This is a genomic window from Rhabdothermincola salaria, assembly GCF_021246445.1.
Taxonomy (GTDB): domain Bacteria; phylum Actinomycetota; class Acidimicrobiia; order Acidimicrobiales; family Acidimicrobilacustridaceae; genus Rhabdothermincola_A; species Rhabdothermincola_A salaria.
Genome location: NZ_JAJQXW010000001.1, coordinates 713,475 through 727,422 on the forward strand (window position 1 = coordinate 713,475; position 13,948 = coordinate 727,422).

The window sequence follows — 13,948 nt, forward strand, 5'->3', positions numbered from 1 at the left end:
AGGAGCTGCATGTCCACCAGTGCGTCCGCACGACCGTCCGCCATCGTCTACTGCGAAGCCAACTTCGCCGAGATCGACGGCAAGACCGCCAACGGGCTGGTGCGCCACTCCGAGCGCTACCGGATCGCGTCCGTCATCGACAGCCGCCACGCCGGCGAGGACGCGGGCACGGTCCTCGACGACCGACCCAACGGCATCGCCATCCACCGCGACCTCGACGAGGCCCTGGCTGCGGTGACGCCGTCCGCCGAGGTCTTCATCTTCGGGATGGCGCCCTCCAGCGGGATGTTGTCGCCAGAGGAACGCCGGCTCGTGCTGCGAGCGATGAGCCATGGACTCAACATCGTGAACGGCCTGCACGAGTTCTTGAACGACGACCCCGAACTCGCCTCAGCCGCCGCCACCCACGGCGTGACCATCGACGACGTGCGCCGCCCTCGAGCCAAGAAGGACCTCCGCATGTTCAGCGGCCGCATCGCCGAGGTCACCTGCCCGGTGGTCGCGGTGCTCGGCACCGACGGGGCGATCGGCAAGCGGACGACGGCCACCATCTTGACCCGGGCGCTGAACGAAGCCGGGCTGCGGGCGGTGATGATCGGCACCGGGCAGACCGGGCTGATCCAGGGCGCCCGCTACGGCATCGCCCTCGACGCCATCCCCTCCCAGTTCTGCTCGGGAGAGATGGAGTCGACGGTCCTCGAGGCGTTCGAGGCCGAACAGCCCGACGTGATCATCGTGGAGGGCCAAGGCGCCCTCAGCCACCCGGCCTACCTGACGTCGACGTTCATCCTCCGCGGTGCCCGACCCGACGGGGTGGTGCTGCAGCACGCTCCGGGCCGCACCCGGTTGGGCGACTTCGGCGACGTGACCATGCCGACCCCGGCGAGCGAGATCGAGCTGATCGAGACCTTCGCCGACACCAAGGTCATCGGCCTCACCCTCAACCACGAGAACATGACCGACGCCGAGGTCAGCGCCGCCATCACGCTCTACGAGGCGGCCCTCGGGATCCCCGCCACCGATGCCCTCACCCGTCCGACCGACCGACTGGTCGACATGGTGCTCACCGCGTTCCCCGGCCTCATGGAGCAGCGCACCGCGGCTGCGGGGTGAGCGCGCCTCGCCTCGAGTTGGACCTGGCTGCGATCCACCACAACGCCGGGGTGCTGGTCTCCACCCTGGCGCCGCTCGGCATCGCCGTCACGGGGGTGACCAAGGCGGTCCTGGGGTCGCCGGCCGTGGCCGGCGCCATGCTCGACGCCGGGGTCGCCCGGCTGGGTGAGTCGCGCGTCGAGAACCTGGAACGCCTGCGGGGTGCCGGCATCACGGCCGAGACCATGCTCATCCGCTCGCCGATGCGGTCGCAGGTGGACCGCGTCGTGGCGGTCGCCGACATCTCCTGCGTCACCGAGGCCAGCGTCGTGGAGGCCCTGTCGGCGGCGGCGATGGCCGCCGGGACGGTGCACCGGCTGGTCGTGATGGTCGACCTCGGCGACCGTCGCGAGGGCGTCCTCCCGGACGATCTCGTCGATGCCGCCCGACGGGTGCTGGAGCTGCCCGGCGTCCGCCTCCACGGGATCGGCACCAACCTGGCGTGCCAGAACGGGGTGTGCCCGGACCTGACGAACATGGCCCAGCTGTCCGATCTCGCCGACCGCGTCGAGGCCGCGCTCGGGGTGGAGCTCGTGCTCGTCTCGGGCGGCAACTCCGCCAACCTCGAGTGGGCCCTGTCCGATCCGGCGGTCGGCGTGGGCCGCATCAACGATCTGCGCCTGGGCGAGTCCATCCTGCTCGGACGCGAGACGTTGCACCGCCACCCGGTGCCAGGCCTGCGAGTCGATGCCGCGTCGCTGTTCGCCGAGGTGATCGAGTCGAAGGTCAAACCCTCGACCCCGGTGGGCCGAATCGCCCAGACCGCGTTCGGCTGGGCGCCCCCGGGCCCGCTCGACGAGGCAGGGACGGCGAGGACGATCGTGGCGATCGGTCATCAGGACACGGACCCCGCCGGTCTGGACCCGCCGCTCGGCACCCGGATCGTCGGCGCCAGCAGCGACCACCTGGTCGTCTCGTCGCCGACGCCCCTCGAAGCAGGGGCCGAGATCCGCTTCGGCGTCGACTACTCGGCGCTCCTGCGGGCCATGACGTCGCCCTTCGTGGAGCACCTCGTCGAACCGAGAGCGGACGTCAGGGCCCCTGCGGCCGGCTGAGCGCACCGCGCCTGCTGCGCGCGCCGTCCCGGTGGCCACCGCCGGTCGGCGGGGCCGAGCAGTCAGTCGGGGTCGGGGTGGTCCTCCGCCGAGAGGGCGGCCACCGTGTCGAGGTCCTCGGGGGAGGCGGTGGGCCCGAATCCGAGGTTCATCGACCCCTTCGCCCCGCAGTTGTCGCACGACACCTCGACGACGAGGAGCATGTCGTCGGGGTCCGAGGCACCCTCGGTGCGATTGTCGCCCTCGGCGGTGGCCTCGCTGGCGGGCACCCGGGAGTCGCAGGTCAGGCACCGGATGAAGCCGCCGAGCTCGGCTCGGAACTGGTGCTCACGGTCACCCGGGAGGTCGGAGGCCACGTTGGTCGGCCGGCGGTCGACGGGGTTCACGGGATCGTTGCTCATGACGGTCACCTTCCCAATCCGGCGCCTCGCCAACCGTCGCCGCCCATCGTGGCCGCGGGCCACGAGGACGCGATCGGCGACGACCCCGATGGAGTGCCACCCGCAGCCCTCCCCGAGCGTGGGGAGGGCCCGGGCGTGGCTCAGGTGCCGGTGAACTTCGGCTCGCGCTTCTCGAGGAAGGCGCGGGGCCCCTCGGCGGCGTCCTTCGACGACATGACCCGTCCGCCCTCGGCCATCTCGATCGTGAAGGCCTCCTCCTCCGGCATGGCCTCGGTCTGGCGGAGCGTGGCGAGGATGCCCTTCACGGCCAGAGGGCCGTTGCGGCCGATCCGGTCGGCGATCTCGAGGGCCTTGGTGAGGGCCTGGCCGTCGGGGACGACGTGGTTCACGAGCCCGAGCTCGTAGGCCCGCTGGGCGCTGATGTCGTCGCCGGCCAGCAGCATCTCGGCGGCGATGGCGTAGCTCACCTGGCGGCGCAGCCGCACGGCGGAGCCCGCCATCGGGAACAGGCCCCGCTGCACCTCGGTCACCCCGAACACGGCGGACTCGCCGGCCACGCGGATGTCGGTGCCCTGGAGGATCTCGGTGCCGCCGGCCCGGGCGAAGCCCTCGGCGGCGAGGATGACCGGCTTGGTGGGCCGGTAGGTCTTGAGCCAGCCGCCGAGGATGACCTCGGGCTGGTCCTTGAAGCGCTGCAGCCACTCGTTGTCGACGACGCCCTCGCGCAGGCGACCGATCTCGGCGAGGTCCATGCCGGCGCAGAACGTGTCGCCCTTGCCAGTGAGCACGGCGACACGCAGGTCGTCGTCGGTGTCGAGGCGCACCCACGCGTCGTAGAGGCGGCACAGCACCTCGGCGTTGGCGGCGTTCTTCTTCTCGGGTCGGTTGATGGTGACCACGAGGATCGGGCCGTCGGCCTCCACCAGCACCAGCGGTTCGGACATCTGCGGTTCCCCCTCGGAGTTCGTCAGGACGCGACGACCGTACCGGGCCCACGCCGGGCCGGCGGACACGGGTCCCGGTCCGTCGAACGCCGGGCGCCGGGGACACGCCCCCACCAGGATGCCCGGGCGCCCGCCGAGGTGATCTGTGACACAACGTCGCCGGATTGTGGCGAAGTGACGCACGTGGGCCTACGCTGTGGCCACCGAGTGCCGTACCCGCGGCCGATCACGTCACCCCTGGGGGACAAAGATGAGCGAAGACGCCACCCGCGAGCTGGGCTACCGGCCTTTCGACTGCGACAACCACTACTACGAGGCCGAGGACGCCTTCACCCGCCACCTCGACCCCAAGCTCGGCCCACGCGTCTACGAGTGGTGCCAGATCGGCAAGCGCAAGTACCCCGTCATCGGCGGCAAGGTGAACCGGGCCGTCACCAACCCCACCTTCGATCCGGTGTCACCGGCCGGCGCCATGGCCGAGTACTTCCGGGGCAATCCGTCGGGCAAGACCCCGATGGAGTACCTCGGCAAGCCCGAGCCCATCCGCCCCTGCTACCGCGACCGCGACGCCCGCATCGCCCAGCTCGACGAGCACGGCCTGCAGAAGATCTGGCTGTTCCCGACGCTCGGCATGATCTACGAAGAGCCGCTCAAGGACGACCCCGAGGCCGTCACCCACCTCTTCACCGCGTTCAACCGGTGGCTGCTCGAGGACTGGGGCTTCAACTACCAGGACCGCATCTTCGCCGGTCCCTACATCTCCCTCGCCGACGTCGACTGGGCCGTCTCCGAGCTCGAGTGGGCGCTCGACAACGACGCCCGCACCATCGTGATGCGCCCGGCGCCCATCCACACCGCCGACGGTGTGCTCCCGCCGGCCGACCCCGCCTTCGATCCCTTCTGGGCCCGGGTCAACGAGTCGGGTGTCACTGTCGTCGTCCACGCCGGCGACACCGGCTACTCCCTGCAGGGCTACGCCCCCGAGAAGGGCTTCTCGGCCAGCTTCTCCGGCGGCTTCCGTCCCAACCTCGGTGCGCTGCACATCGGCATCGAGCGGGCCATCTACGACTTCCTCGGCTCGATCATGGTCGACAAGATCTTCGAGCGGTTCCCCAACATCCGCCTGGCCTCGGTCGAGAACGGGTCCGGGTTCCTCGGCGACCTGTTCAAGAAGATGCGCGGCGCCTCCAACAAGATGCCCGGCTACTTCGGCACCGACCCGGTCGAGCTGTTCCGCGAGAACGTCTGGATCAACCCCTTCTGGGAGGACGACGTGCGCGAGACCGTCGACCACATGGGCGCCGATCGCGTGATCTTCGGCTCGGACTGGCCCCACATCGAGGGCATGGAGAACCCCCTCGACTACCTCCCCGAGCTCAAGGTGTTCAGCGACGAGGACCGCAAGCGGATCCTCCTCGACAACGTCTCCGAGCTCAACGTGCGTCGCCCCGCCTGACCCGGGCACGCACCAGCAACATCGCTCTCGGCCCCGGCCCTCCGCCGGGGCCGAGCCGCGTCCGGCCTTCCCTCCCGCTTCTTGCATGGGTTCGACGTCCTGGGGGACGTCGAACCCATGCAAGAAGCCAGGGGTTAGGGGAGGCTGGACACCACCGGCCCGACCCTTTCGCGTACCTGTCGGCAACGTGCGCTGGAGGGGTGGCACGTCTTCCCGACAGGTACGTGGCCGGGAAGGGATTCGTCCGTCGGGACCGGGGCAGAAGTTCTCCGCCTCATGATCGGCGCCTGTTACGCTCCGCCCGACCCACCGCGGTCAGCAGGGCCGTCTCGAGCAGGCGGCTCCCCGAACCCAGGACGCGCGAAAGGCAAGAGCCGATGAACACGACGAAGAAGGTCCGCCGAGGGGCGATGGCGGTCGTTGCCGCCGTCACGATGGCGGCGGGCGCGCTGGCCCTGACCCTGCCGGCCTCGGCTGGCGAGCCCTGGCCCGGCGAGGTCGTCGTCGAGGCCGGCTGCGTCGAGGGACAGGGCGTGGTCTACGTCGACATCTTCGACGACTTCAGCGCGGAGTACGACGTGGCCCTCCTCCTCGGCTCCGACATCATCGACCTCGTGGAGGCGACGACCGACACCGACGAGGGTGAGAACACGATCGAGTTCGGTCCGCTCGAGGACGGCACCTACACGGTCATCGTCGACTGGATCCAGGAGCAGAGCGACATCGGTTTCTTGCAGATCTTCGACGGTGACGTCACCGTCGACTGCGTGCCCGACGACACGACGACCACCAGCACCACCGCGGTGTCGCCGTCGTCCACCAGCACCGCTGCCCCGGCCGCGGCGGCCGCCGCCGCGGCCACCCCGCGCTTCACCGGCTGATCTTCACCACATCTGCCACGCTCGGCCCCGGCGTCCTGCCGGGGCCGAGTCGCGTCCGGCGCACCCACTCCGCTTCTTGCATGGTTTCGACGTCGCCCAGGACGTCAAAACCATGCAAGAAGGCCGGGAGGGGAGGGAGGTCGGTCTTCGCTGGACGACCACCGGGGCGTCGTCAGGTGCCGGCCGCCCAGTGGCGGAGGACGTCGTGGGCCCCCAGGACCCGGTTGTAGACGGCCACCTCGTCGATCGTGCCGGTGAAGGTGGTCGAGGCCGAGTCGCGCTCGAGGGGCCGGCGCCAGATTGCAGCCGGCGGCGCACTCCGGTGGCCGCCGTCCTGGTGGTGCTCGCCCCATCATGAGCCGGCTGCTAATCTCCGGCCGACCTGTCGGGTCACCGCGAGCCGCCTCCGTCGGTCGGTTCGAGGGTCCAGGAACGTGCGAAAGGCAAGGGTCGATGACGACGATGAAGGTTCGCCGCGGAGCGATGGCAGTGCTGGCCGTAGGTACGCTCGGGCTGGGCGCGATCGGGATGATGTCACCGGTCTCCGCAGGCGAGACCTGGCCGGGTGAGGTCACCGTCAGTGCGGCGTGCGTCGACGGCGACGGTGTCGTGCTGGTCGACATCTTCGACGACTTCGGCGCCGGCTACAACGTGTTCCTCTTCCTCGGCGAGCAACTCGATCCCGTCGAGAGCGCCCTCGGGGTCGACGAGGGCGTCACCGATTTCGGCCCGCTGGTGGACGGCACCTACACCGTGGTCGTCGACTGGATCAACGAGGAGATCCAGGTCTTCGAGGGCGACGTGACCGTCGACTGCGTCCCCGACGACACGACCACCACCACGGCCGCTCCGTCCTCCTCCACCACCACTGCGGCACCCGCGGCGGCCGCCGCCGCGGCTGCCACCCCCCGTTTCACCGGCTGATCGCGTCGGGCGGCGGTTCGGATGCCTCTCCGGGCATCCTCGCCTCGGAGCCACCGCCGTCTGACCCGTCGCCGTGGTGCGCGGCGAGAGCGCCGAGACGCTCCGTCTTCGTTCTTGCATGGTTTCGTCGCACTCCACCGCGCCGAAACCATGCAAGAACCGCGTGTGTCGGTCAGGCGCGCAGGATGGTGCCGCCGTCGACGCAGAGGACCTGGCCGTTGATCCACTCGGCGTCGTCGGAGAGCAGGAAGGTCACCGCGGAGGCGATGTCGTCGGCCGTGCCGAGACGATGCGAACGCGACGCGCGCCGCATGCGACGTTCGTTCTCCTCGCTGAGGCCGGCGAGCATCTCGGGGCCGGGCACCATGCCCGGCGCCACGGCGTTGGCCCGCACCCCGTCGCGACCCCAGCGGGAGGCGATGTGGCGCACGATGGCCGTCATCCCGGTCTTGGCCGAGGCGTAGGCGACCCTGACCGGCTCGCCGGCGTAGACGGCCCCCGACACCGTGACCACGATCGACCCGCCGCCCCGCTCGAGCATCGACGGCAGGGCGTGGCGCGCCGCCAGCAAGAAGCCGGTCATCCCCACGTCCATGGTGCGCTGCCAGGCGTCGACAGGAAGCGTGAGCAGGTCGTGCTCGGAGTCGGTGCCGATGGCCCGCGCCGACATGTCCATGGCGTTGAAGTGCAGGCCGTCGATGCCCCCGTAGGTGTCGACTGCCTTGGCCATGAGCGCCGCCACCTGGTCGTCCTCGGCGGCGTCGAAGACGTGGGCCACCGCCTGCCCGCCGGCGGCCTCGATGACGTCCACGGTGCGCTGGGCGGCGGCACCGTCGATGTCGCCCACCACCACCTTGGCGCCCTCCTCGGCCAACCGGCGACAGGTGGCGCCTCCGATCGACGCCCTGTTGCTGCTCGCCGTCTCGGTGCCCCCACTGCTGGCACCGATGCCCCCGGCGGCCACCACGATCACGTTGTCCTGGAGTCCTCGCATGGCCGGGCACGGTAGTGCCCACCCGGACGCCGGGTCGCGACGGAGGGCGGGCTCGTCAGCGTCGCTGCAGCTCGAGGACGGGGATGGTGCGGTCGGTGGACTCCTCGTAGCCGCCGAACTGCGGCCAGTCCGCCTTCTGGGCCTCCCAGACGCGGTCGCGGTCGGCGCCCTCGAGCTCCACCACGCGCACCGAGACGTCGGGGTCGGACCCGAACTCGATGGTGGTCTCGGGGTGGGCCCTGAGGTTGTGGTACCAGTCGGGGTTGTCGGGGGCACCGGCCTTGGAGGCGAACACGTAGAGCTTGTCGCCGTCGACGCGGGCCATGAGCGGGGTGACGCGCTCGGTGCCGGTCTTGGCTCCCTTGTGGTGCAGCAGCACCATCGGTGCGCCTTCGAAGGCGCCGCCGACCTTGCCGTCGTTGGCCCGGAACTCGGCGATGACCTGCTCGTTCCAGTCGTTGGGATCGGGGGCGTCGCTCATGGTGACCTCCACGTGGTGTCGCGCACCTGTCGGGGTCATGGTGGCGCAACGGCGCCCGCGGCGCTGGGGTGGCGGTCAGCTCCCGTCCAGGTCCCGGCGGCGGAAGCCGGTGAGCCCGAGCAGCATCGAGGCGGCGGCGACGGCCGAGAGGCCGATGGTCGGGGCCCACGCGAACGGCTCGAGGGGCAGTCGGGCGGCATGCTCGAAGGGAGAGAGCTCGACCACGACCGAGGGGAGGTCGAGGAGGGCGCCGAAGGTCCCGACGACCACCCCGAACACGATCAGCCCCCACACCGCGGGCACCGCACGCGGGAGCCAGCCGAAGCACGCCACCGCCAGGCCGAGCACCACCAGCACCCCGGGCACCTGGACGAGGTGGGCGACGGTCATCTCACCGACCGACGACCACTCGCCGGTGACGAGCGCAGCTCCGAACCCGGTGGCCACGCCGGTGGCGACCATGGCCAGCACCACCCCTGCCGCGGTGACCAGCAGGTTCGCGCCCAGCCAGGACCACCGGCTCACCGGCGTCGCCAGGACCGGGGTCACCCGCCCGCCGGTCTCCTCGCCCCGCCAGGCGTGCACGGCCGCCACCGCGTACACGGCCGCGAGGTACGCCATGAACACGGCCATGTAGGCGAGGTAGCCGTCGATCATCTCGTCGCTGCCGAAGACGTCGCGGAAGACCTCGGGCATGTCCCCGGCCGTCTCACCCATGGCATCGGTGAAGGCCCCGAAGAGCGCTCCGCTCACCGCCAGGGCGGCCGTCCACCCCAGGATCGCTGCTCGTTGGAGCCGGACGGCGAGACCCAGCGAGCCCGTGAGGGCCCGGCTCGCGGTCGGCGGGCCCGGCCGGCCGGCGAGCAGCCCCGACCCGAGGTCGCGGTGTGCCGACAGGGTGACGCCGGCGATCGTCGTCGCCGCACCGAAGGCGAGGGGTAGGGCGAGGGGCCACCAGCGGTCGAGGACGAACGGTGCGCTCTGTTGCCCCCACCCGAGCGGCGAGAGCCACGACAGGGTCCCCCCGCCCGCCCGGCCCATGTCCCCGACGGCGCGCAGCACGAACGACGCCCCGAGTACGATGCCGGCGAGGCCGGAGGCGGTCCGGGCATACCGGGTCACCTGGGCGGTCATCGAGGCGACCCCGGTGAAGGCCAGTCCGACCGCGGCCACCGATGCCCCGGTGAGCGTGGAGCCCGCGAGACCGAAGCCAGCGGCGGCGACCAGCGTGGCGGCGATGGCGAGGCCGGCCACGAGGTTGGCGCCGGCAGTCACGACCAGCGTGGCGGCGAGCGGCGCATGACGACCCACGACCGCGCTGCGGACCAGCTCGTAGCGCCCGGTCTGCTCCTCGAGGCGGGTGTGGCGGGTCACCGACAGGATGCTCATGATCGCGGCCATCAACATCAGGTAGAGGCCGTAGCCGTTGGCGACCACGCGCTCGTAGGACACGTCGTCGAAGCCGTAGCCCGGGCCCGTGAGCAGGCGGCCCATGGGGTCGGCGAGGAGCCCCAAAGCGCTCTGCAGATCGGTCTCGGTGGGATAGGCCACGGGCACGGCGACGCCGACGTAGAGGGCGAAGAGGGCGAAGCCGGCGATCCAGCCCGGGAGCTTCACCCGGTCCTGGCGCAAGGTGGCCCGGACCATCGCCCAGGTCCCCACCAGGGTGTGGCCCGGTGCCGTCGCCGCCGGCCCCGGACGCGCCGCGGTGGTGCGGGTATCGACATCGGCCACCGTCATCGTGACCGCCGTGGGTCGCAGGGCACCATGGCGCGAGCATGTCGCCCTCGGTTGGCGGGCGCCACGGTCGGAGGTCCCGGCCGGAGGTGCCGGACGCGTCGCGGTGAGGAGCTGGAGGCGTGGACCAGGGTGTGCGGCGCCGTCGGGTGCGCGAGGACGTCGAGCGGGTGTGCCGGGCGGGGCTCGGCGTGACCACGTTCGCCGAACGCCTTCAGCACACCGTGGCCCGAGCGGTGCCCCACGACGCGGCGGGCGTGGTCACGCTCGACCCGGCGACCGGGTTGCTGACCGGCACCTACGAGTTCGCTGGCGTCGTGGACCCCTCCGGCTGGTTCTCCGCCCCCTCGGCGTCCTGAGCAGCACGTCACGGGTGGCGTCGCCGCCCGGCACGCGCCGCGGCGCAGCTGGTGACCTCAGCGTCCGCCGTGGTGGCCGCCGGCAGCGTCGGGCTCGAAGGCCGGGATGATGAGGTTGTCGGGGTCGGCCACCGGGATGGCGTGGGGTCGGCCGGCGGTGTGGCGGGGGAGCAGGGGGTAGAGCACGAACTGGACCACGCACAGCCCGGCGGTCAGCCACATGGTGGCGCCCAGGCCGTCGAGGTAGGAGGCCTCGGTGTCGACGTCGCCGACCACCCCGAAGAAGACGATCCCGTAGACCGCGATGCCGACGGCACTGGCCAACTGCAACACGGTGGACTGCACCCCCGACGCGCTGCCGGCGCTCACCTCGGGCACGTCGGCGAGGGTGATGGCGACGGTGGCGGAGATCGAGATGCCCAGGGCGAAGCCCAACAGCACCAGCCCCGGGACCAGGTGGAACGGTTCGAGGACGTCCGAGCCGAAGCTGAGGGTGACGAGCACCACCACGGCGGCCACCGCCGTGAGCACCGCCCCGACGGCGATGGTGGTGCGGCCCATGGTGCGCAGGAGGGGAGCGGCGGCCAGGGAGCCGAACATGTTGGCGAAGGGGATGGGGGCGGTGAGGGCGGCGGCCTCGAGGGCGCTGCGATCGAAGCCGTACTGGATGGTGAGGGTCACGAACACGACCACGGCGAACGACAGCAGCCCGGTCACCACGCCGATGACGTTGCCCACCCGGAAGCTGCGCAGACCGAACAGCGCCGGGTCGACCAACGGTTCGGCCCCCCGGCGCACGAGCCGTCGCTCGACGGCGACGAAGGCGGCCAGCGCCGGCAGCGCGGCGACGAGCAGGCCGAGGAGCCAGAGCGGCCACCCGGCCGACTGGCCCTGGATGAGGGGGAACAGCACCAGGAGGCTGGCGACCGCCAGCACGACGGATCCGACGACGTCGACCCGACCGCCGACGCGGACGGGGTCCGGCGGCAGCAACCGGCTGGCCAACGGCCAGGTGACGAACCCGAGGGGCAGGAAGGCGAGGAACGCCCACCGCCAGCCCCAGCCCAGGACGTCGCTGCTGATCAGGGCGCCGGAGACCAGTTGGCCGACCATGAACGCGCTGGCGGCCACGGTCATGAACACGGCGAAGGCGCGCGTCCTCGTGTCGCCCACGAAGGTGCGCTGGATCACGGCGAGGAGCTGCGGGGAGGCGATGCCCCCGGCGATCCCCTGGACGAGCCGTGCGAGCAGGACCACCGCGATGTTGGGGGCGACGGCCCCGAGCACGGTGGCGCCGACGAAGAGCCCGAAGCCGATCAACAGCAGGCGCCTGGTGCCGAAGAGGTCGCCGAGGCGGCCACCGAGCACCAGGACCAGAGCGAACCCGAGCTGGAACAGTGCGGCGAACCACTGGATCTCGCCATCGGAGGCGTCCAGACCCTCCTGCACGGCCGGCAGGGCGATGCCCGCCGCGCCCATGGCGATGATCAGGGCGAACTGCAAGGCCACGACCACGAGGAAGGCTCGATGGCGCAAGGAGCTTCCGGTGTCCGTGGGTGCCGGCGGCACGACGATCGGATCGGTTGTCACCGTGGCATCCCCCATGAGCCGCACCCCGCTCCCGGAGCACCGCACTCTCTCTAGCGCCTCCCCGCGTGCGGCGTCGAACGGAGGAGCCGCGACCCCGGGCGGGAGCCACGCCGCGGGAGGTACCGTCTCGATCCGGAGCGCCGCCCCGCCGGCGCGACGGACCATGGACCACGAGACGGCGGACGGGTCGGTGACGTGACCGAGACGATGATCAGGACCCGGGGTCTGCGCAAGACCTACGGCGACGTCGTGGCCCTCGACGGCCTCGACCTCGACGTGCCCAAGGGCACGGTGCTCGGTCTGCTCGGACCGAACGGGGCCGGCAAGACGACGTGCGTCCGGGTCCTCGCCACGCTGTTGACGCCCGACGGGGGCACCGCCGAGATGGCGGGGATCGACGTGGTCGCCCATCCCGACGCGGTGCGGGCCCGGCTCGGTCTGTCCGGCCAGTACGCCGCCGTCGACGAGTACCTGACCGGCTTCGAGAACCTGGTGATGGTGGGCCGCCTCTACGGCTTCCCGAGGGCCCGGGCCCGGAGCCGGGCCCGCGAGCTGCTCCAGCGGTTCGCCCTCAGCGACGCCGCCGACCGACCGTCGAAGACCTACTCGGGGGGTATGCGCCGCCGCCTCGACCTGGCCGGCGCCCTGGTGGCCGAGCCCGACGTTTTGATCCTCGACGAGCCCACCACCGGCCTCGACCCCCGCTCCCGCCTCGAGATGTGGGACGTGATCCGCGAACTGGTCGCCGGTGGGGCCACGTTGCTGTTGACCACCCAGTACCTCGAGGAGGCTGACCTGCTGGCCGACGAGATCGTGGTGATCGACCACGGCCACGCCATCGCCCGGGGGACGGCCGACGAGCTCAAGCGCCAGATCGGGGGTGAGCGCGTCGAGCTCGTCGTCCGCGACCAGGCCCGGCTGGCCGAGGCGAGTGCCGTGCTCGCCACCGTCGGCGACAGCGACGTGCAGACCGACACGGTCACCCGCACGCTCACCGCACCCGCGCCCGACGGCGCCCAGACGTTGATGGAGGTGCTGCGCCGACTCGACGCCCTCCAGATCGTCCTCGACGACGTCGGGCTGCGCCGACCCAGCCTCGACGACGTGTTCCTGACCCTCACCGGGCACGACACCCAGGACCCGAGCAGCACGGAGGTCGCCCCGTGAGCTCGGCCCGCCGCGTCCTGGTCGACGGGTCGATCATCGCCAACCGCAACCTGATCAAGCTGAAGCGGGTCCCCGAGGTCCTCGTCTTCGTCCTGATCTCGCCGATCATGTTCGTGCTGCTCTTCGCCTACGTCTTCGGCGGGGCGATCGATCCCGGCGGCGAGGTGAGCTACCGGGAGTTCCTCATCGGCGGGATCTTCGCCCAGACCGTCGTGTTCGGGGCCACCTTCACCGGGGCCGGCCTGGCCGAGGACATGCAGAAGGGGATCATCGACCGCTTCCGATCGTTGCCGATGTCGCGATCCGCCGTCCTGGTCGGGCGCACCGCGTCGGACATCGCCTACAACCTGCTGTCCATCATCATCATGTCTCTCACCGGCCTCATCATCGGCTGGCGCATCCACAACTCCCTGCTCGAAGCCCTGGGGGCGTTCGTGCTGCTCCTGGTGTTCGCCTACGCCTTCAGCTGGATCATGGCCTACGTCGGCCTCCTCGTCCCCAGCGTCGAGGTCATCAACAACGCCAGCTTCATCGTGATCATGCCGCTGACGTTCATCTCCAACGCCTTCGTCCCCATCGAGACCTTCCCGACGCCCCTGCAGTACTTCGCCGACTGGAACCCCGTCTCGGCGGTCACCCAGGCCACCCGGGAGCTCTTCGGCAACACCGACCCGTCGGTACCGATCTCCGACGCCTGGTCCATGCAGAACCCGGTCGCCTACACCCTGATCTGGGTGGCCATCATCCTGGCGGTCTTCGTGCCGCTCTCGATCCGCCAGTTCCAGCGCACGTCACGCTGAGGGCCCT

Annotated in this window: 14 protein-coding genes; 8 read left to right on the top strand and 6 right to left on the bottom strand. The window is 71.1% G+C overall.

Annotated features, from left to right (window positions below; all coding sequences use genetic code 11):
- The first annotated feature begins 9 nt into the window (after positions 1–9).
- Both LUW87_RS03285 and LUW87_RS03290 read left to right on the top strand, forming a co-directional pair.
- Positions 10–1,113: an N-acetyltransferase DgcN family protein gene (locus LUW87_RS03285; protein WP_232669642.1), complete on the top strand. Its 1,104-nt coding sequence runs from the start codon at positions 10–12 to the stop codon at positions 1,111–1,113.
- Positions 1,110–2,207 carry an alanine/ornithine racemase family PLP-dependent enzyme gene (locus tag LUW87_RS03290; protein WP_232669643.1) on the top strand — a complete coding sequence of 366 codons (1,098 nt, stop codon included), beginning with the start codon at positions 1,110–1,112 and terminating at the stop codon, positions 2,205–2,207. The genes LUW87_RS03285 and LUW87_RS03290 overlap by 4 nt, the downstream gene beginning before the upstream one ends.
- A 62-nt stretch (positions 2,208–2,269) precedes the next feature.
- Here the strand turns inward: LUW87_RS03290 and LUW87_RS03295 are convergent, their stop codons facing one another.
- On the bottom strand, positions 2,270–2,608 hold the full coding sequence (locus LUW87_RS03295) for a hypothetical protein (protein WP_232669644.1): 339 nt from the start codon (positions 2,606–2,608) through the stop codon (positions 2,270–2,272).
- Between the two features lie 140 nt (positions 2,609–2,748).
- Positions 2,749–3,552 (bottom strand): crotonase/enoyl-CoA hydratase family protein, encoded by an 804-nt coding sequence (locus LUW87_RS03300; protein WP_232669645.1) that lies wholly within the window; start codon positions 3,550–3,552, stop codon positions 2,749–2,751.
- A 250-nt stretch (positions 3,553–3,802) separates the two neighbouring features.
- Between LUW87_RS03300 and LUW87_RS03305 the strand changes: the two genes are divergently transcribed.
- The 3 genes from LUW87_RS03305 (at position 3,803) to LUW87_RS03315 (ending at position 6,813) form a co-directional block, all read left to right on the top strand.
- Positions 3,803–5,008 carry an amidohydrolase family protein gene (locus LUW87_RS03305; RefSeq protein WP_232669646.1) on the top strand — a complete coding sequence of 402 codons (1,206 nt, stop codon included), beginning with the start codon at positions 3,803–3,805 and terminating at the stop codon, positions 5,006–5,008.
- A gap of 377 nt (positions 5,009–5,385) precedes the next feature.
- The gene (locus LUW87_RS03310; RefSeq protein ID WP_232669647.1) at positions 5,386–5,889 is read left to right on the top strand and encodes a hypothetical protein; all 504 of its coding nucleotides are present in this window, start codon (positions 5,386–5,388) and stop codon (positions 5,887–5,889) included.
- 462 nt (positions 5,890–6,351) lie between these two features.
- Entirely contained in the window at positions 6,352–6,813 is a 462-nt protein-coding gene (locus LUW87_RS03315) for a hypothetical protein (protein WP_232669648.1), read from the top strand.
- Between the two features lie 172 nt (positions 6,814–6,985).
- On the opposite strand, the gene LUW87_RS03320 is transcribed toward LUW87_RS03315, so the two are convergent.
- The 3 genes from LUW87_RS03320 to LUW87_RS03330 all read right to left on the bottom strand — a co-directional run bounded on the left by LUW87_RS03320 (position 6,986) and on the right by LUW87_RS03330 (position 10,022).
- Entirely contained in the window at positions 6,986–7,807 is an 822-nt protein-coding gene (locus tag LUW87_RS03320) for an SDR family NAD(P)-dependent oxidoreductase (protein ID WP_232669649.1), read from the bottom strand.
- 55 nt (positions 7,808–7,862) lie between these two features.
- On the bottom strand, positions 7,863–8,288 hold the full coding sequence (locus LUW87_RS03325) for a nitroreductase family deazaflavin-dependent oxidoreductase (RefSeq protein ID WP_232669650.1): 426 nt from the start codon (positions 8,286–8,288) through the stop codon (positions 7,863–7,865).
- A 75-nt stretch (positions 8,289–8,363) separates the two neighbouring features.
- The gene (locus tag LUW87_RS03330) at positions 8,364–10,022 is read right to left on the bottom strand and encodes an ABC transporter permease (RefSeq protein ID WP_232669651.1); all 1,659 of its coding nucleotides are present in this window, start codon (positions 10,020–10,022) and stop codon (positions 8,364–8,366) included.
- Positions 10,023–10,147: 125 nt separating this feature from the next.
- Here LUW87_RS03330 and LUW87_RS03335 point away from each other — a divergent pair, with 125 nt between their 5' ends.
- Complete coding sequence (locus LUW87_RS03335; RefSeq protein ID WP_232669652.1) at positions 10,148–10,384, top strand: hypothetical protein; 237 nt, start codon at positions 10,148–10,150, stop codon at positions 10,382–10,384.
- 57 nt (positions 10,385–10,441) lie between these two features.
- Here LUW87_RS03335 and LUW87_RS03340 read toward each other — a convergent pair whose 3' ends face one another.
- Positions 10,442–11,974: an MFS transporter gene (locus tag LUW87_RS03340; protein WP_232669653.1), complete on the bottom strand. Its 1,533-nt coding sequence runs from the start codon at positions 11,972–11,974 to the stop codon at positions 10,442–10,444.
- A 207-nt stretch (positions 11,975–12,181) separates the two neighbouring features.
- Between LUW87_RS03340 and LUW87_RS03345 the strand changes: the two genes are divergently transcribed.
- Together LUW87_RS03345 and LUW87_RS03350 are read left to right on the top strand one after the other, a co-directional pair.
- A complete protein-coding gene (locus tag LUW87_RS03345) occupies positions 12,182–13,141 on the top strand; it encodes an ATP-binding cassette domain-containing protein (RefSeq protein WP_232670876.1) in 960 nt (319 codons plus the stop codon).
- Positions 13,138–13,941, top strand: coding sequence for an ABC transporter permease (locus LUW87_RS03350; RefSeq protein ID WP_232669654.1), 804 nt, complete (start codon positions 13,138–13,140; stop codon positions 13,939–13,941). The genes LUW87_RS03345 and LUW87_RS03350 overlap by 4 nt, the downstream gene beginning before the upstream one ends.
- Positions 13,942–13,948 lie beyond the last annotated feature (7 nt).